Source organism: Azoarcus olearius (genome assembly GCF_001682385.1).
Taxonomy (GTDB): Bacteria; Pseudomonadota; Gammaproteobacteria; order Burkholderiales; family Rhodocyclaceae; genus Azoarcus; species Azoarcus olearius.
Genome location: NZ_CP016210.1, coordinates 3,443,073 through 3,461,758, shown reverse-complemented (window position 1 = coordinate 3,461,758; position 18,686 = coordinate 3,443,073). Strand labels below are relative to the sequence as shown.

Sequence of the window (18,686 nt, the reverse complement as noted above, 5' to 3'; positions counted from 1 at the left end):
GGGGAGGCGACATGTACGAAACCCTGGAAATCCTGCGCGACGGCGGCGTCGCCACGGTATGGATGAATCGCCCCGAGGTGCACAACGCCTTCAATGCGCAGCTCATCGCCGACCTCACCGCCGCTTTTCGCGCGCTGGATGCGGACGACAGCGTGCGCGCGGTGGTACTGGCCGGGCGTGGCAAGAGCTTTTCCGCCGGCGCCGACCTCAACTGGATGAAGGCCGCCGGCGCGGCCAGCTTGGAAGACAACCTCGCCGACGCGCGCAAGCTCGCCGGCATGCTGCGGGTGATCGCCGAGCTGACCAAGCCGACCATCGCCCGCGTGCACGGCGCGGCGCTGGGCGGCGGCATGGGGTTGGCATCGGCCTGCGACATCTGCGTGGCGGGTGACAAGGCGGTGTTTGCGACCTCGGAAGTGCGTTTCGGCATCATCCCCTCGGCAATCAGTCCCTATGTGCTCCGCGCCATCGGCGAACGCCAGGCGTATCGCTACTTCCAGACGGCGGAGCGGATTTCCGCTGCGCGCGCGGTGGAGCTGGGGCTGGCGCACGAGCTGGCGGAAGGTGACGCGCTGGATGCCAAGGTGGAAGAGATCGTGGGGGCGCTGCTGCAGGGCGGGCCGAAGTCGCAGGCCGCGGCGAAGGCGCTGATCCGCGCGGTCGCGAATCGGCCGGTGGGGGATGAGGTGGTGGAGGACACGGCGCGGCGGATCGCGGAGTTGAGAGCGACGCCGGAGGCGCGGGAAGGGCTGGATGCGTTTTTGGGCAAGCGGCCGGCGGAGTGGGTGCCGGGGGGGTGAGAGCGACAGCGCGGCGGTGGAGCGCGCGGGGTTTTGTTCCTCCCCTTTCAAGGGGGAGGAGGCAAAACGCCTCGCAGCCGGTTGAGCGCGCGCGACGCGGGTTAGAAGGTCCCTCCCCTTTCAAGGGGAAGGACAGGATGGGGATGGGGTTGGGTTGAGCGCCAAACTGCCTTTAGTGTCGCGCTAACCCCATCCCCACCCCAACCCTCCCCTTGAAGGGGAGGGGGCCAGAAACCCAACCCGGGAGCCTCCGCTGCGCTCCGTCGTTCGACAGGCGGCAAGCAGTGCTTGCCGAAACCCCTGCTTCACCCCCGTGAAGGGGAGGGGGTAAACAGCATCGGCCCAATCTCGCTGAGTCGGCAGCGCTCCCCCGAAAAGCTGTCCCTCACGGAAGGGTGAAGAGCCGCCCGCTGCCCCACACGAAACAAAAGAACTGGCTGGAGACAAACCAATGTTCAACAAGATCCTGATCGCCAACCGCGGTGAAATCGCCTGCCGCGTCATCAAGACCGCCCGCCGCATGGGCATCAAGACGGTCGCCGTCTATTCCGAGGCGGACGCCAACGCCCGCCACGTACGCCTGGCCGACGAGGCGGTGCTGATCGGGCCGGCGGCGGCGCGCGAGAGCTATCTCGTCATCGACCGCATCATCGCCGCGGCCAAGGCCACCGGCGCGCAGGCCATCCATCCGGGCTACGGCTTCCTGTCGGAAAACGAGGATTTCTGCGAAGCCTGCGAGCGTGAGGGCATCGTCTTTATCGGCCCGCCGGTGTCGGCGATCCGCGCGATGGGCTCCAAGTCCGAGGCCAAGAAGCTGATGGAGGCGGCGCGCGTGCCGCTCACCCCGGGCTACCACGGCGACAACCAGGAACCCGCCTTCCTGCACCGGCAGGCCGACGGCATCGGCTACCCGGTGCTGATCAAGGCCGCGGCGGGCGGCGGCGGCAAGGGCATGCGGCTGGTGGAGAAGAGCGAGGACTTCATCGACGCGCTGGCCTCGTGCAAGCGCGAGGCGATCTCCAGCTTCGGCGACGACCATGTGCTGGTCGAGAAGTACATCACCCGCCCGCGCCACATCGAGATCCAGGTGTTCGGTGACAGCCACGGCAACTGCGTGTACCTCTTCGAGCGCGACTGCTCGGTGCAGCGCCGCCACCAGAAGGTGCTGGAAGAAGCGCCGGCGCCGGGCATGACGGCGGAGCGCCGCGCGGCGATGGGCAAGGCGGCGGTGGAGGCGGCGCGGGCGGTCGGTTACGTCGGCGCCGGCACGGTGGAGTTCATCGCCAACCAGGACGGCAGCTTCTACTTCATGGAGATGAACACCCGGCTGCAGGTGGAGCATCCGGTCACCGAGATGATCACCGGGCTGGACCTGGTCGAGTGGCAGCTGCGCGTGGCCTCCGGCGAAAAGCTGCCGCTGGCGCAGGAGCAGCTGCAGATCCGCGGCCATGCGCTGGAAGCGCGCATCTACGCCGAAGACCCCGCCAAGGGCTTTTTGCCTTCCACCGGCAAGCTGGTGCATCTGGCGCCGCCGGCGGAGGGCCTGCATGTGCGGGTGGATACCGGCGTGGAGGAGGGCGACGAGATCAGCCCGCACTACGACCCGATGATCGCCAAGCTCATCGTCTGGGATATCAACCGCGACCGCGCCTTGGCCCGCATGCTGCAGGCGCTGGCGGATTACCGGGTGGTGGGCGTCGCCAACAACATCGAATTCCTGTCGCGCCTCACCGCCTGCCCCGCCTTCGCCACCGCCGACCTCGACACCGGCCTGATCGAGCGCGAACGCGCCTATCTCTTCCCCGAAGGCGACGCGATTCCCGCGGAAGTCTGGCAGGTCGCCGCGCTCGCCGAACTGCTGCGCGACCGCCGCTATGGTGAAGAAAAGGCGCAGCGCGGCCGCGATCCGCTGTCGCCCTGGCATGCGCGCGACGGCTGGCGGATGAACGCCTCGGCGCGCCGCAACCTGGTGTTCCGCGCCGGCGAAGCGCAGCAGACGGTGAGCGTGTCCTACCGCGCCAACGGCTTTGCGCTGACGGTGGACGGCAACACGGTGTCCGCCCGCGGCGAACTCAACCCGCGCGGCCTGCTGCACGTCGATTTCGATGGCGCCCGCATGGACGCCACCGTGATCGCCGCCGGCGAAAAGCGCCACATCTTCCTGCACGGCCGCAGCTGGCAGCTCGCCAGCGTCGATCCGCTGCACCACGCGGGTGAAGGCGGCGGCGCCGAAGGCGGCCTGCTGGCACCGATGCCGGGCAAGGTGATCGCGCTGCTCGCCGAAGCCGGCGCCAAGGTGGAGAAGGGCGCCCCGCTGCTGATCCTGGAGGCGATGAAGATGGAACACACGATCACCGCGCCGGCGACGGGGACGGTGAAGGCCTTCCGATTTGTGGTGGGGGATCAGGTGGGGGATGGGGCGGAGTTGGTGGAGTTTGAGGTGGCGGGGTGAGTTACCGGATTCGGTGAGAGAGGGTTTGCTCCCTCCCCTTCAAGGGGAGGGCTGGGGTGGGGATGGGTCAGTCACGGCGATTCGGCATTGCACGCCGGTCTTCAATGACCAGCCTGATTCGCTCCAGCACCGCTTCCGGCTCCTGAAACACCTCATGGTTCCAGAACCGGATCACCTGGAAGCCCGCTTCCTGAAGCACTTTGCTGCGGGCATCGTCGTAGTCGGTTCGCTCCATATGCTGCCCGCCGTCCAGTTCAATCACCAGCTTCGCCTCGAACGACACAAAGTCCAACACAAAGCCGGAGAACGGATGCTGGCGACGGAATTTGACGCCGAGTTGGGTGCCTCGGAGGCACCGCCAGAGTGTGCGTTCGGCGTCGGTTGCCGCGTCGGTGCGCAGGTGGCGGGCGAAGGCAGTGGAATCGGAGGATTGGCCGTGCATCGGGTGGGCTGTTACTGAAAATGACATTGGCAATTTTACCTGCGACCCTGCCTCAAGCGGCGCACGACCCATCCCCACCCCAACCCTCCCCTTGAAGGGGAGGGGGTTCAGGTCGGCGAATCTCTGAAAGGCCGGCGGCAAGACCGGCTGCAGCAAACACACACGACACACGAGAAGAGGAGACCACATGACCACCCCGAGCTACGTCCACGGCGCGTCCGAAAAGCCCCTCATCGGCCAGACCATAGGCCGTTACTTCGACGAAGCCTGCGCTCGCCATGCCGAGCGTGAAGCGCTTGTCGTCCGCCACCAGAACGTCCGCCTCACCTACGCCGAACTCAAGCACAAGGTCGATGCGCTGGCCTGCGGGCTGATGCGGCTCGGGCTGCAGCCGGGCGAGCGCATCGGCATCTGGTCGCAGAACCGCCTGGAATGGACGCTGACGCAGTTCGCCAGCGCCAAGGCGGGGCTGGTGCTGGTCAATATCAACCCGGCCTATCGCCGCAGCGAGCTGGAATACGCGCTGAACAAGGTGGGCTGCCGCGCGCTGATCCTGTCGCCGGCGTTCAAGAGCAGTGATTACCTGGAAATGCTCGCCGACCTCGCGCCCGAACTTGGCCACTGCGAACCCGGCCTGCTGCGTGCCCACAAGTTGCCGACGCTGGAGATGGTGATCCGCATGGGCGCGGAAAAAACGCCCGGCATGCTCAATTTTGACGACCTGCTCGCGCCGCCCACGCGCGACGAACTCACCGCGCTGGCGCTGCTCGGCGAGAAGCTGCAGTTCGACGAAGCGATCAACATCCAGTTCACCTCCGGCACCACCGGCAATCCCAAGGGCGCCACGCTGTCGCACCACAACATCCTCAACAACGGCTTCTTCGTCGGCGAGGCGATCCGGCTGGTGGCGGGGGACCGCGTCTGCATTCCGGTGCCGCTCTACCACTGCTTCGGCATGGTGATGGGCAATCTCGGCTGCCTCACCCACGGCGCTACGATGGTGTATCCGGCCGAGGCCTTCGAGCCGCAGGCGGTGCTGAAGACGCTGGCGGAGGAGCGCTGCACCGCCGCCTACGGCGTGCCGACCATGTTCATCGCGGTACTGGACCACCCCGACTTCGCCGCGGCGGATCTGTCCGCGCTGCGCACCGGCATCATGGCCGGCAGCCCCTGCCCGATCGAGGTGATGAAGCGGGTGGTCGACAAGATGCACATGAAGGAAGTGACCATCGCCTACGGCATGACCGAGACCTCGCCGGTGAGCTTCCAGAGCGGCACCGACGACCCGCTGGAGCGGCGCGTGTCCACCGTCGGCCGCATCCAGCCGCACTGCGAGGTCAAGATCATCGACAACGACGGCCGCATCGTGCCGCGCGGCATGCCGGGAGAACTGTGCACCCGCGGCTATTCGGTGATGCTCGGCTACTGGGACGACGAGGCGAAGACGAAGGAAGCGCTCGACGCCGCCGGCTGGATGCACACCGGCGACCTCGCGGTGATCGACGACGAGGGCTACTGCAACATCGTCGGCCGCATCAAGGACATGGTGATCCGCGGCGGCGAGAACATCTACCCGCGCGAGATCGAGGAATTCCTCTACCGCCATCCACAGATCCTCGACGTGCAGGTGGTCGGCGTGCCCGACCAGAAATACGGCGAGGAGCTGTGCGCCTGGATCATCCTGCGCGAAGGCGCGGAACTCTCCGCCAACGACGTGCGCGCCTATTGCCAGGGCCAGATCGCGCACTACAAGATCCCGCGCTACATCAAGTTCGTGGACAGCTTCCCGATGACCGTGACCGGCAAGATCCAGAAATTCCAGATCCGCGAGCAGATGAAGCGCGAGCTGGCGCTGGACGAAGCGAAGACCGCGTGAGGAGCGAGCGATGACCCTGCCCAATGCCGTGCGCATCGTCGAGGTCGGCCCGCGCGACGGGCTGCAGAACGAGAAGCAGCTGGTGAGCGCCGACACCAAGGTGGAACTCATCCGCCGGCTGGAAGCCGCCGGCCTGAAGGCGATCGAGACCACCTCCTTCGTGTCGCCCAAGTGGGTGCCGCAGATGGGCGACAACACCGAGGTGCTAACGCGCGTGCTCGCCGCGGCGAAGCCGGGCGTCGCCTACCCGGTGCTCACCCCCAACCTCAAGGGCTTCGAAGCCGCGCTCGCCGCCGGCGCCATCGAGGTGGCGGTGTTCGGCGCGGCGAGCGAGTCCTTCAGCCAGAAGAACATCAACTGCTCGATCGCCGAATCGCTGGAACGCTTCCGCCCGGTCACCGAGGCGGCGCGCGCGGCCGGGGTGAAGGTGCGCGGCTATGTCTCCTGCGTCGCCGGCTGCCCCTACGAGGGCCCGATCGCACCGCAGGCGGTGGCGGACGTGGCCGCCACGCTGCTGGAGATGGGCTGCTACGAGATCTCGCTCGGCGACACCATCGGCAGCGGCAACCCGGCGAGCATCGCCCGCATGCTGGAAGCGGTGATGAAACGGGTGCCGGTGGCGCAACTCGCCGGCCACTACCACGACACCTACGGCATGGCGATCGCCAACATCCACGCCTCGCTGCAGATGGGGGTGGCGGTGTTCGATGCGTCGGTCGGCGGGCTGGGCGGCTGCCCGTATGCCGCCGGGGCGTCAGGCAATGTCGCAACCGAGGATGTGGTGTGGCTGCTGGATGGGCTGGGGGTGGAGACGGGCGTCGGGCTGGCGGCGCTGGTGGATACCGCCGCCTGGATCAGCGCGCACCTGGGGCGCGAGCCGGCGTCGAGGGTGGCGCGGGCGGTGCTGGCGAAGCGCGGGGCAGTGTCCTGAGCTTTTCCCCCTCCCCTTCAAGGGGGCGTAGGCGGGGTTTCGCAGAGCGCCGCTCTGCGCCGCCGGAGCGGCGGAGCGAAGCGGAGACTCCCGGGCTGGGGTGGGGATGGGGTTGGTAGGCGCTGACCGTAACCCCATCCCCCTCCCAACCGGTAGTCTCGGCTTCGCCTCGCCGCTACACCGGCGGCAAGCATGCTTGCCGAAACCCCGGTTCCGCCCCCCTTGAAGGGGGAGGGGCAAAACCGTTCTCCGCCGATCGAACTCCCTCCCTACGGCACCACCGAATGCGCCCGCTTCAAGCACCGCAGTGCAAATGTCGACCGGCTGTGCCGTATCCCGCGGATTTTGTACAGCTTCTGGCGCAGGAAGCGCTCATAACCCTCGGTGCCTGACACCGCCACCTTGATCAGGTAGTCGTACTCGCCGGTCACCAGGTAGGCCTCCATCACCTCCGGCAATTCCACCAGCGCGTCGCCGAAGGCCTGGAACACCGCGTCGTCGTGGCGTTCCAGCTGTACTTCGATGATCACCGTGTCCGGCATGCCGAGCGCGCGCTGGTCCAGCACCGCAACGTACTCGGTGATGATGCCCGCCGCTTCCAGCGCGCGCACCCGGTTCCAGCACGGCGTGGGCGACAGGCCGACGCGTTCGGCGAGCTTCTGGTTGCTGATGCGGCCGTCGCTGCGCAGCTCGCGCAGGATCTTGCGGTCGATCTCGTCGAGGCGGTCTTCCTTCATCGCAGGTTTTCCACGGGAGTCTGATGGCGAGGAAGACTATTCCTCATTTTGAGAAAAATAAAAACAAATATTCTCTACAGCGGCGAAATCCATAAAGAAACAGGAAGCACTTTCTGCGCTTCCGGCGGTAGCATTTTCCGGTGCCCACAAGGCGCGCAACAGGCCTCGGCAAACCGCCTTCCCCGATCCGGGAAGGCGGTGCTGCCCCGGCTTTCCCGGATCACCCGCCGAGGAGGGCAGCATGCCCCTGACCTTTACCCGCAGCGTCGCCGGCCACCGCGGCCGCGCACCCCTGGCCGACCTGCCGCTGATGCTGGTGGCGCCCGCGCTGTTCGCCGCCAACATGGTGGCGGCGCGCTGGGCCGAAAGCGCCGCCATCCCGCCGGTCTTCCTGGCGTTCGGGCGCTGGGCGCTGGCGTTCGCGATCTTCTTTCCCTTCGTCGCTGCGCGCGTGCGCGCCCATCGTGCGCTGTTGCGCGCGCATGCGCCGGACCTGGCGCTGCTCGCCGTGCTCGGCATGGGGCTGACGGTGGCGCCGCAGTACATCGGCGCGCAGGAAACCAGCGCCACCAATGTCGCGCTGATCTTCGCCGCGTGTCCGGCGCTGGTCGCGCTGATCGAGGCGCTGGTGTGGCGCGCGCCGGTGGGCAGCCTGCGCGCGGCGGGCATGTCGCTGGCGATCTGGGGTGTGTTGCTGGTGCTGACGCGGGGCGACCTCGCCGCGCTCGGCCGGCTGGCCTTCGGCCGTGGCGACCTGTGGGTGCTCGGCGCCGCGTGCGCGTGGTCGCTGTACACCGTGCTCGGCCGCCGCCGTGCGCTCGGTGCGCTGCCGGGCGAGGTGAAGCTGGCGGCGCTGATCGCGGGCGGGGCGCTGGCGCTGGCGCCCTTCGCCGCGCTGGAACTGGCGAGCGGCGCGGTACCCGATTTCGGCGACGGCCGGCTGTACGCGGCGTTGGTGTTCCTCGCCATCGTGCCCAGCCTCGGCGCCTATTTCTGCTACGACCGCCTGGTGGAGCGGGTGGGCGCGGCCGGCGCCAGCATGTCGATGTACCTGATTCCGCTCTACGCGGCGCTGGCGGCGTGGCCGCTGCTGGGCGAAGTGCCTGCCTTCTTCCACGTCGCCGGCTTCGCGCTGATCCTCGGCGGCGTTGCGCTCGCGGGGCTGCAGAAGCGCCGCTGATCCTGCGCCGGGGCGACCCGGCGCATTCTTTCCGCATGTTTCGCCACTGTCGCCGGGGCCGGCCGCGGTCCTAGAATCGAGCCACGGACATGCTGCGGAGAGCGCAATGGAAAGGCGGGCGGCAAGCAGGACGCGGGCGTGGCCCGGGGCGGACCGGGAGGGCGCGCGATGAAGACGGCGCTGCGTTACTGGAGCGGGGTGGCCAAGACGACCGTGCGGCTGTGGCTGGACGCGCAGGTCTTCGTGCATGCGGCGGCGCTCGCCTTCTTCACGGTGTTTTCGGTGGCGCCGGTGGTGATCGTGGTGGTCTCCATCGTCGGCACCGTGTTGGGCGAGCGCGCGGCGCAGGGCGAGATCGCCGAGCAGCTGCAGTCGGTGATCGGGGCCGAGGCGGCGGCGGCGGTGCAGACCGCGGTGGAGGGCAGCCGGATCGAGCGCAGCGGCATCCTGCCCACGCTCGCCGGCATCGGCGCGCTGCTGCTCGGCGCCACCAGCGTGTTCGGCCAGATGCAGACCGCGCTCAACGCGATCTGGGGCGTGGCGCCCAAGCCCACGCGCAGCAGCGTGTGGTTGTTGATCAAGGCGCGCCTGCTGTCGCTGACGGTGGTGCTGGCGATCGGTTTCGTGCTGCTGGTGTCGCTGCTGCTCAGCGTGGCGGTGCAGGCGGTGGTGACGTTCGCGCAGGACTGGCTGCCGATACCCGGCGGGCTGCTCGTCGGGCTGGACAGCGTGGTGTCGCTGGTGGTGGTGACGCTGCTGTTCGCCACCATCTTCCGCGTGCTGCCGGACGTGGTGCTGGGCTGGCGCGACGTGCTGCTTGGCGCCTTCGCTACCGCGCTGCTGTTTTCGCTCGGCCGCGGGCTGATCGCCACCTATCTGTCGACCACCGCCACCGCGTCCACCTACGGCGCCGCCGGTTCGCTGGTGCTGCTGCTGATGTGGGTGAACTACTCCTCGCTGATCCTGCTGTTCGGCGCGGCCTTCACGCGTGCGCACGTGGAGGCGCGCGGCCGCACGGTGCAGCCGCGCGCCACGGCCGTGGTGGTGCACCGCGAGCTGGTCGAGGCCGGCGGCGCGGTGCCGGCGGTGGCCGATTCGTCCACCGCGCGCTGAGCCGGCGCGGCAGGCGGCGTGTCGAAGCCCGCTCCCCGCGCGGCCCGTCGACAGGCGCAGGGCGAACGGCACTTTGACCGGGGCGCCGGGGGGCGGTAATTGAGGCCGTGTGTGACGCCGGTAGCGTGCCGTGGCACCGCGGCAACCACTTTGCAGCGCGCAGGCGTTACAGTTGCACACAAATGGCGGACGACGTCTTCGCGCTCCAGAACACGCCATCCTGCAAATCTCCAGAGAGAGGGGGACTATGAACTCGCGTGGCGGCTCCGGCCGGCGCCACGCGCCCGGTTTGGCGCGCTCCGCGCCGGCGCGGGTGCGGGCGCTGGCATCTGCACTCTCGCTGGCGTTCGTGCTCGGCACGGCGTCTGCGCCCGTCTGCGCGCTGCCCCCCGCGGTCTTCCAGACGCATCTCGACCCCGGCGGCGACTGGTCCGGCAAGGGCCATCCGGATGAGGGCGGCCTGCTCGGCGCACTTGCGCACGTGGTGGGCCATGACGCCGCCCACGCGCTGTTCTCGCCGGTGGCGCGCAACACGCTGCTCGGGCTGGCGGGCACCGGGGCGCTGCTCTTCGGCGGCGTGCTGCTGCTGCGCGCTCGCGTGCGCGCCCGCACGCGCGAGCTGGAGGGGGTCAACCGCCAGCTCGGCGCCACGCTGGACGCCATTCCCGACCTGCTGTTCGAGATGGATGGCGAAGGCCGCTATCTCGCGGTGCATGCCAATCGCGAAGCGCAACTGCAGCGGCCGGTGGAGGCGCTGCTCGGCCGGCGGGTGGACGAAGTGCTGCCGGCGCCCGCGGCGCAGACCTGCCTGGCGGCGCTGGCCGAGGCGGGGCGTCATGGCTGGTCCAGCGGGCAGCAGATCGAGATCACGATCGACAACCAGCCGCAGTGGTTCGAACTGTCGGTGGCGCGCAAGGCCGACGACGGCGGACCCGCCCATTTCATCGTGCTGTCGCGCGACATCACCGCGCGCCGGCGCGCCGAGGCCAGCGTGCAACGCCTGAGCCGGCTGTACGCGACGCTGAGTCAATGCAACCAGGCCATCGTGCGCTGCGCCAGCCAGGACGACCTGCTGCGCCAGATCTGCCACGACGCGGTGGTGTTCGGCGAGATGAAGATGGTCTGGATCGGCCTGCTCGACGAACGCGACGGCATGGTGCACCCGGCGGCGGCCTACGGCGACGGCACCGAATACCTGGACGGCATCCGCATCGCGTTCGACAGTGCCAGCCCCTTCGGCCGTGGCCCCAGCGGCTCGGCCCTGCGGCTGGACAAGCCGGTGTGGTGCCAGGACTTCGCCAACGATCCCGCTACCTCGGCCTGGCACGAGCGCGGTGCCCGCCACGGTTACCGGGCCTCGGCGGCGCTGCCGCTGCACCGCGGCGGCAAGGTGTTCGGCGTGCTCAACCTGTACGCGGGCGAGTGCCACGCCTTCGACGAGGCGGCGCAGCGGCTGCTGGTGGAGATGGCGATGGACATCGACTTCGCGCTCGACCGCTTCGAGCAGGATGCCGAGCGCGCACGTCTGGCCGCCGCCATCGTCGACAGCGAGGAGAAATACCGCGAGCTGACCGAGAGCATCAACGACGTGATCTGGACGGTGGACCCGGAGACGCGCTGCTTCAGCTATGTCAGCCCGGCGATGCGGCGGCTGAGCGGTTACGCGCCGCACGAACTGATCGACGCGCCGATCGAACGCCTGCTCAAGCCGGAGTACGTGGCCGAGATGCGCGAGCGCATGGCCCTGCACCTGGCGGAATTCCACGTCGGCAAGCGCAAGAGCGAGGACTACTCGGTCGAAGAGGTGGAACTGGGGCGGCGCGACGGCGGCACGGTGTGGGCTGAGGTGGTGACCACGCTGGGCCTCAACCGCCGCAGCGGGCGCGTGGAATTCCGCGCCGTGGCGCGCGACATCTCGGAGCGGCGCGCTGCCGAGGCCGAGATCCAGCGCCTGGCGCATTACGACCAGCTGACCGGCCTGCCCAACCGCAGCCTGGTCAAGGACCGCTTCCGCTACGCCGCCAGCCTGACCCAGCGCCGCCGCGGCCAGCTGGCGGTGATGTTCTTCGACCTCGACCATTTCAAGAACATCAACGACACGCTCGGCCACGATTTCGGCGACCGCCTGCTGGTGGAAGTGGCGCGCCGGCTGGAGTCGGTGCTGCGCGGTGGCGACACCGTGTGCCGCCTCGGCGGCGACGAGTTCGTCTTCCTGCTGCCGGATACCGACGCGGAAGGCGCGGCCCGTGTGGCCGCGAAGCTGCTCGAGGCGGTGGCGCAGCCGCTGGTGCTGGACCACCAGGAGCTGACGGTCACGCCCTCCATCGGCATCGCGATGTACCCGGACGACGGCACCGATTTCGACACCCTGTCGCGCAACGCCGACGCCGCGATGTACCAGGCCAAGCGCGAGGGACGCAACGGCTTCCGCTTCTTCACCGAGGCGATGCAGGCGCGCTCCACGCGCACGCTGCTGCTCGCCAACGCGCTGCGCCACGCGCTCGACCGCGGCCAGTTCTCGCTGCACTACCAGCCGCAGGTGTCGCTCGCCGATGGCCGCGTGGTCGGCGCCGAGGCGCTGCTGCGGTGGACGCATCCCGAATTCGGTCCGGTGTCGCCCGGCGAGTTCGTGCCCATCGCCGAGAGCAATGGCCTGATCGCGCAGATCGGCGAATGGGTGCTGCGCGAGGCGGTGGCGCAGTCGCGGCGCTGGCTGGATGAAGGACTGCCTCCGCTGGTGATGGCGGTGAACCTCTCGGCGGCGCAGTTCCGCAATCCCAACCTGCCGGAGCTGGTGACCCAGGTGATCGAGGAAGCCGGGCTGCCGCCCCACCAGGTGGAACTGGAACTGACCGAAGCGGTGGCGATGGACGACCCGCAAAGCGCGGTGCGGGTGATGGACGCGCTGTTCGCGCGCGGCATCCGGATGTCGATCGACGACTTCGGCACCGGCTATTCATCGCTGGGCTATCTCAAGCGCTTCAAGGTGGGCAAGCTGAAGATCGACCAGTCCTTCGTGCGCGACATCGGCGACGATCCGGACGACAAGGCGATCGTCAGCGCGATCATCCACCTGGCCGGCAGCCTGGGCATGCTGACGGTGGCCGAGGGCGTGGAAACGCTCGATCAGCTCGACTTCCTGCGTCAGCAGGGTTGCGACACCGTGCAGGGCTATTACTTCAGCCGGCCGCTGCCGGCCGAGGCGTTTGTCGGGTATTTGCGGGAGAGCGGGGCGCTGACCCCATCCCCACCCCAGCCCTCCCCTTGAAGGGGAGGGGGCAAAACGAGGCCAGCCCGACAGCCGGTGCCGGTAGGCTCCGTCGTTCGCCCGGCAGCGAGCGATGCTCGCTGAAACCCCTGCCTCACCCCCTTGAAGGGGAGGGGGCAAATCGGCCAAACAGGGGCCTTCGTTTCGCTAGGTGGGTTGGCAGGCAGCAAGGAGTTTCTTCAGACATTGAAACGGGCCGCCGCCCTTGGGTTCGGGATGGTTTGGGTCCCTCCCCTTTCAAGGGGGCGGAACAGCGGTTTCGATGAGCATTGCTCGGCGCCTGTGTAGCGGCGGGGCCCAGCCGAGACTCCCGGTCAGGAGGGGGATGGGGTTCGAGTACGCGAGGCGCGGATCCCATCCCCACCCCACCCCCACCGCAACCCGGTAGCCTTCGCTTCGCTCCCTCGTTCGACTGGTGGTAAGCCGTGCGTACCGAAACCCCGCACTCACCCGTTGAAGGGGGGCGGAGCAAAACAGGCCGGCCGTGAAAAAAGGAACGGGGCCGCCCTCTCGGGTGGCCCCGTTCCTTTTGCGGCTAGCGAGGCGCCGGTCAGCTGGCTGGCCCCAGCCCGATCGGCGCCGGTGCCAGCGCGAGGATCTTCTGGTACAGCGCTTCCGCCTCTTCCTTGGGCTTGATACCGAACAGCGGGTTGTCGTTCTCGCGGAAGGCGGCGTCTATTTCGGCCCAGTCCTCGGCGGTCAGCACCCGTTCGGCGATCGGCAGCAGCTGTTCTTCCTCGGTCTGCAGGTGGCTCCATTCCAGTTCGGCGTAATGCTCGGCGGCTTCGAAGAAGCGTTCGCGCGCGCCGGCGTCGCCGTTGGTGAAGCCGATCAGCTGCTGCTTGATGTCGTCCATCATCGGGTGGCCGAGCACGTGTTCGCGCTCCAGCTTGGCGATCAGCGCGTCAGCGTCGTGGGTACGGCGCTTGACCGCGGCGAACAGGAACTTGTCTTCCTTGGGGTGATGCCAGCGGTCCGGATAGGACACGATGTAGTCGAGGATGGCCTTGAGCACCGGGAAATTGGGCGGCGCGCCGTTGCGCATCTGGCGGATCAGGAAGCGCAGCGAATACAGCACGGCGCTGATGGCGAGGTGTTCGTCCTTGATGATCTGGATCGCTTCGGGTCTCACGATGTTCTCCTCCTTGTGCGGTTCTTGGTTGTCGTGCTTGCCGCAGGGCGCGACGCCGTTCTGCGCTGCGTGTCCCCGCCTGCCGCAGTGTGCGCCCCGGGCAAGCCGGGCAACCGGCGCGGGGCGGTCCCGCGACGATTGCTCAGGGCCAAAGGTGGCGCCGATGGCCGGCGCGATCAATGACCCAGGTCAACTTAAATCCGTTCGATCGCGAGCGCGATGCCCTGGCCGACGCCGATGCACATCGTCGCCAGGCCGTAGCGCCCGCCGCTGGTTTCGAGCTGGTTGAGCGCGGTGGTCACCAGGCGCGCGCCCGAGGCCCCCAGCGGGTGGCCGATGGAGATGGCGCCGCCGTTGGGATTGACCCGCGCGTCGTCGTCCGCCAGCCCCAGCCGGCGGGTGACCGCCAGCGCTTGCGCGGCGAAGGCCTCGTTGAGTTCGATGACGTCGAACCGGGCGATGCCCATGCCCAGGCGCGCCAGCAGTTTCTCGCTCGCCGGGGCCGGGCCGATGCCCATGATGCGCGGCGCCACGCCGGCTGCGGCCGAACCGAGGATGCGCGCGCGCGGCGTCAGGCCGTGGCGCTTCACCGCGGCTTCGGAGGCGAGCAGCACCGCGGCGGCGCCGTCGTTCACGCCCGAGGCGTTGCCGGCGGTCACGGTGCCGTCGGGGCGCACCACGCCTTTCAGCTTGGCGAGCATGTCCAGCGTGGTGTCGGGGCGGGGGTGTTCGTCCGTGGTCATGCGCACCGGATCGCCCTTCTTCCTCGGGATGTCGACTGGCACGATCTCGCGCGCGAAGAAGCCGCGTTCGTTGGCGCTCGCCCAGCGCTGCTGGCTGCGCAGCGCGAGCGCATCCTGGTCGGCGCGGCTCACGTTGAAGTCGGTGGCGACGTTCTCGGCGGTTTCGGGCATGGAATCCACGCCGTACTGCGCCTTCATCAGCGGATTGACGAAGCGCCAGCCGATGGTGGTGTCCTCGATCTTCGCGCTGCGCGAAAAGGCGCTGTCGGCCTTGCCCAGGACGAAGGGCGCGCGGCTCATGCTCTCGACCCCGCCGGCGATCATCAGCTCGGCCTCGCCGGCGGCGATCGCGCGCGCGGCGCTGCCGATGGCGTCCAGGCTGGAGCCGCACAGGCGGTTGACCGTGCTGCCCGGCACTTCCACCGGCAGCCCGGCCAGCAGCGCCGCCATGCGGGCGACATTGCGGTTGTCCTCGCCCGCCTGGTTGGCGCAGCCGTAGATGACGTCGTCGACCAGGTTCCAGTCGACGCCGGGGTTGCGCGCGATCAAGGCCTTGATCGGCAGCGCCGCGAGGTCGTCGGCACGCACGGAGGAAAGCAGCCCGCCGTAGCGGCCGAAGGGGGTGCGGATGGCGTCGCAGAGATAGACGGTGTGGGTCATGGTGTCCTGCCGTGCGCGATAGGTCGGTAAAAAAAGGGGGCGTGTCGCCACGCCCACCCAAGAGAAGAGAGTTGGAGACAACCCTCTGGAGAAACTGGTGAGACGTAAGGGCTTTGCCTTTGGAGCGCAGCGGGGACCGCTTGCCTACGGCAGGCTACGGCGGTTCGGAAGAGAGGGTTCCAGTCCCTCCCCTTTCAAGGGGGAGGTTAGGAGGGGGATGGGGTTGAGTTCAGTGCTCGTCCACTCTCTGACCCCATCCCCACCCTAGCCCTCCCCTTGAAGGGGAGGGGATAAAGCGCGCCTCCTGTCACCCTGCTCCAGCAACCCCCTCAATACGTCTCGATATGGAACCGGCCCTTCGCCAGCAGCTGCGGCCGCAGCGTGTCCCAGTCCGCGCCGCGGGCGCGGCAGATGTCGCGGAAGGCTTCGACGACGCCGGCTTCCATGCCCTTGAGGCCGCAGATGTAGATGTAGGCGTTGTCGTCCATCAGCATCGCGAACACCTTGTCGGCGCGTTCGCGGATGCGGTCCTGCACGTACATCTTGGGTTCGCCGGGCACGCGCGAGAAGGCGAAGTTGATGTCGATGAAGTCCTTCGGCAGCTTCTGCAGCGGGCCGAAGTAGGGCAGTTCGCCGGGCGAGCGGGCGCCGAAGAACAGGATCAGGTCGCCGCCTTCCTTCAGCTCCATGCGACGGCGGCGGCGTTCGGTCATCGCGCGCATCGGCGCCGAGCCGGTGCCGGTGCAGATCATCATGATCGACGAACCCGGATTGTTCGGCATCAGGAAGGTCGAACCGTAGGGGCCGGTGACCTGCACCTTGTCGCCCTTCTTGAGGTCGCACACGTAGCTGGAGGCGACGCCGCGGGCCGGCTTGCCTTCGTGGTCCTCGGTGACGCGCTTGACCGTGAGCGACAGGTTGTTGTGGTGCGGGCGCTCGCCTTCGCGCGGGCTCGCCACCGAATACATGCGCAGCAGGTGCGGCTTGCCCTTCTCATCCACGCCCGGCGGGATGATGCCGATCGACTGGCCTTCGAGCACCGGGAAAGGCGTGCTGCCGAAATCCAGCACCACGTGGTGGATGTCGGAGGACGCATCCGCGTCGGTCAGCCGGTAGTTGCCGGTGACGGTGGCGGTGACCGGGTTGGTGGGGCCGTACAGGTTGATGTAGGGGTGCGAGGCCGACCACGGCGCGAGCGCCGGGCCGCCATGGCCGGCGGTGGCGACGTCGGTGATCTGCTGCACCTCGGCCGGGGTTTCTCCGGCCGGGCCGCTGACGATGCCCGCCTCGAACTGGTCCAGTTCGCGGGTGTCGGGCAGCACGTCCCAGGTGAATTGTTCTTCCAGCGTGTAGGGAACGGCTTTTTCCACGTTGCGCCAGGAGTCGATCGCGCCGGTGGGACAGGGCGAGATGCAGGCCAGGCAACCGTTGCAGACGTCGAACTTGACGACGTAGTTGAGGTTGTCGTGGGTAATGGCGTCGACCGGGCAGATCTCCTCGCAGGTGTTGCAGCGGATGCAGATCTCCGGATCGATCAGGTGCTGACGGGCGATGTTGGCGTGCTCTGCTGGCGCGTTCATGGTGTCTCCTTTCTCCGTGGGCTGGGCGGCGGAACTCCCTCCCCTTCAAGGGGAGGGCTGGGGTGGGGATGGGGTTCGCCTGGCGTTCTCGTCGCGCCTGCAACCCCATCCCCCTCCTAACCTCCCCCTTGAAGGGGGAGGGACAGGAAACGCTCTCCCTGGAAGGGGAGGGACCCCTGTTCCAGCCGTGCTCTCGTTTTTAGTTGAAACGAACGTACTCGAAATTCACCGGCTGGTTGTTGATGCCGCGGCTCGGGGGGGCGATCCAGTTGGCGAACTTGCCCGGCTCGAGGCAGCGGCCCATCAGCGAATGCACGTACAGGCGGTCTTCGTCGCTCGGCAGCCAGTTCAGGTGCTGGTGGGTCCATTCCGCTTCCGACAGCATGCGGCCGTCCGGCGACACATGGACGTCGGTGAACATGCCGATGGCGCGGTGGAAACCCTTGTGCGGCAGCGTGAACTTGAAGTCGATGCCGAACTTGGCCGGGATGCGGTTCCAGCGGTCGACACCGGCCTGCACGTCGGCGATCCAGTCGTCGCGCAGGCGCTCGTTCAGCGCGGAGAGCGCGCCCACCTTGCGGGTGCCGAGCGTGTCGCCGGCGACTTCCGGCACTTCGTACTCGGCGTTCTGCAGCTTGTGGTCGTCGTCGATCTTGGTTTCTTCGAAACGACCCTTCAGGCCGGTGGTGTAGTAGGTCGCGGCGTTGGACGACACTTCGTTGCCGTACAGGTCGCTGGTCACGCTGAAGTGGAAGTTCAGGTACTTCTGCAGCGTCGGCAGGTCGATGACGCCGGCGGCGCGCAGCTTGGCCTTGTCGTCGGTCTTCAGCTGCTGCATCACTTCGCAGGTACGCTGGATGACGCGGGCGATGCCGGATTCGCCGACGAAGAGGTGGTGCGCTTCTTCGGTCAGCATGAACTTGCAGGTGCGCGCCAGCGGGTCGAAGGCGGATTCGGCCAGCGAGGCGAGCTGGTACTTGCCGTCGCGGTCGGTGATGAAGGTGAACATGAAGAAGGACAGCCAGTCCGGGGTCTTCTCGTTGAACGCCGTGAGGATGCGGGGGTTGTCCTCGTCACCCGAACGGCGCTCGAGCAGGGCTTCGCCTTCTTCGCGGCCGTCGCGGCCGAAGTGGGCGTGCAGCAGATACACCATCGCCCACAGGTGACGGCCTTCTTCCACGTTCACCTGGAACAGGTTGCGCAGGTCGTACAGCGACGGCGCGGTGAGGCCAAGGTGGCGCTGCTGTTCGACCGAGGCCGGCTCGGTGTCACCCTGGGTGACGATGATGCGGCGCAGGGTGGAGCGGTATTCGCCCGGCACTTCCTGCCACACGTCTTCGCCCTTGTGGTCGCCGAAGGTGATCTTCTTGCCGGCTTCCTGCGGGGTCAGGAAGATGCCCCAGCGGTAGTCCGGCATCTTGACGTGTTCGAAGTGCGCCCAGCCGGTCGGGTCCACGCTGATCGCGGTGCGCAGGTAGACGTCGTAGTTGGTCGAGCCGTCCGGACCCATGTCGTCCCACCACTGCAGGAAGGCGGGCTGCCAGTGTTCCAGGGCGCGCTGCAGGGTCTTGTTTTCCGACAGGTTGACGTTGTTCGGGATGCGTTCGCTGTAGTTGATGCTCATGTCTGTCTGCTCCTCCAGATTCTCGATGATGCGGGCCGCGCTTCGGGGCGACGGTCCCGCCCGGATTTCACCTGTGTGCTACTGACCTCCTGAACCACGCCAAGGCGCCGCCTGCTACGGCAGGGGGACGGCTTGCCACGCGGTTGAC

At 68.0% G+C, this 18,686-nt stretch carries 13 protein-coding genes; 7 read left to right on the top strand and 6 right to left on the bottom strand.

Annotated elements, in window-relative coordinates:
• Positions 1-11 precede the first annotated feature (11 nt).
• Entirely contained in the window at positions 12-800 is a 789-nt protein-coding gene (locus tag dqs_RS15795) for an enoyl-CoA hydratase/isomerase family protein (RefSeq protein WP_065341084.1), read from the top strand.
• A gap of 451 nt (positions 801-1,251) precedes the next feature.
• Positions 1,252-3,252: an acetyl/propionyl/methylcrotonyl-CoA carboxylase subunit alpha gene (locus tag dqs_RS15790; protein ID WP_065341083.1), complete on the top strand. Its 2,001-nt coding sequence runs from the start codon at positions 1,252-1,254 to the stop codon at positions 3,250-3,252.
• 67 nt (positions 3,253-3,319) lie between these two features.
• Here the strand turns inward: dqs_RS15790 and dqs_RS15785 are convergent, their stop codons facing one another.
• Positions 3,320-3,694, bottom strand: a complete 375-nt coding sequence (locus dqs_RS15785; protein ID WP_065341082.1) for an endonuclease domain-containing protein — start codon at positions 3,692-3,694, stop codon at positions 3,320-3,322.
• A gap of 187 nt (positions 3,695-3,881) precedes the next feature.
• Between dqs_RS15785 and dqs_RS15780 the strand changes: the two genes are divergently transcribed.
• Both dqs_RS15780 and dqs_RS15775 read left to right on the top strand, forming a co-directional pair.
• Positions 3,882-5,570 (top strand): AMP-binding protein, encoded by a 1,689-nt coding sequence (locus tag dqs_RS15780; RefSeq protein WP_065341081.1) that lies wholly within the window; start codon positions 3,882-3,884, stop codon positions 5,568-5,570.
• A gap of 10 nt (positions 5,571-5,580) precedes the next feature.
• Positions 5,581-6,501: a hydroxymethylglutaryl-CoA lyase gene (locus tag dqs_RS15775; protein WP_065341080.1), complete on the top strand. Its 921-nt coding sequence runs from the start codon at positions 5,581-5,583 to the stop codon at positions 6,499-6,501.
• A gap of 269 nt (positions 6,502-6,770) precedes the next feature.
• Here the strand turns inward: dqs_RS15775 and dqs_RS15770 are convergent, their stop codons facing one another.
• Positions 6,771-7,238 (bottom strand): Lrp/AsnC family transcriptional regulator, encoded by a 468-nt coding sequence (locus dqs_RS15770; RefSeq protein WP_065341079.1) that lies wholly within the window; start codon positions 7,236-7,238, stop codon positions 6,771-6,773.
• Positions 7,239-7,479: 241 nt separating this feature from the next.
• Between dqs_RS15770 and dqs_RS15765 the strand changes: the two genes are divergently transcribed.
• The 3 genes from dqs_RS15765 (at position 7,480) to dqs_RS15755 (ending at position 12,799) form a co-directional block, all read left to right on the top strand.
• A complete protein-coding gene (locus dqs_RS15765; protein WP_065341078.1) occupies positions 7,480-8,418 on the top strand; it encodes a DMT family transporter in 939 nt (312 codons plus the stop codon).
• 168 nt (positions 8,419-8,586) lie between these two features.
• The gene (locus dqs_RS15760; protein WP_011766787.1) at positions 8,587-9,531 is read left to right on the top strand and encodes a YihY/virulence factor BrkB family protein; all 945 of its coding nucleotides are present in this window, start codon (positions 8,587-8,589) and stop codon (positions 9,529-9,531) included.
• Between the two features lie 247 nt (positions 9,532-9,778).
• Entirely contained in the window at positions 9,779-12,799 is a 3,021-nt protein-coding gene (locus dqs_RS15755; RefSeq protein ID WP_065341077.1) for an EAL domain-containing protein, read from the top strand.
• Positions 12,800-13,349: 550 nt separating this feature from the next.
• Here dqs_RS15755 and dqs_RS15750 read toward each other — a convergent pair.
• The 4 genes from dqs_RS15750 to boxB all read right to left on the bottom strand — a co-directional run bounded on the left by dqs_RS15750 (position 13,350) and on the right by boxB (position 18,538).
• Positions 13,350-13,931 (bottom strand): hemerythrin domain-containing protein, encoded by a 582-nt coding sequence (locus tag dqs_RS15750; protein WP_065341076.1) that lies wholly within the window; start codon positions 13,929-13,931, stop codon positions 13,350-13,352.
• A 194-nt stretch (positions 13,932-14,125) separates the two neighbouring features.
• Positions 14,126-15,334, bottom strand: a complete 1,209-nt coding sequence (gene pcaF, locus dqs_RS15745; RefSeq protein ID WP_065341075.1) for a 3-oxoadipyl-CoA thiolase — start codon at positions 15,332-15,334, stop codon at positions 14,126-14,128.
• A 329-nt stretch (positions 15,335-15,663) separates the two neighbouring features.
• Positions 15,664-16,914 carry a benzoyl-CoA 2,3-epoxidase subunit BoxA gene (gene boxA / locus dqs_RS15740; RefSeq protein WP_065341074.1) on the bottom strand — a complete coding sequence of 417 codons (1,251 nt, stop codon included), beginning with the start codon at positions 16,912-16,914 and terminating at the stop codon, positions 15,664-15,666.
• A 199-nt stretch (positions 16,915-17,113) separates the two neighbouring features.
• On the bottom strand, positions 17,114-18,538 hold the full coding sequence (gene boxB / locus dqs_RS15735) for a benzoyl-CoA 2,3-epoxidase subunit BoxB (protein ID WP_011766782.1): 1,425 nt from the start codon (positions 18,536-18,538) through the stop codon (positions 17,114-17,116).
• Positions 18,539-18,686 lie beyond the last annotated feature (148 nt).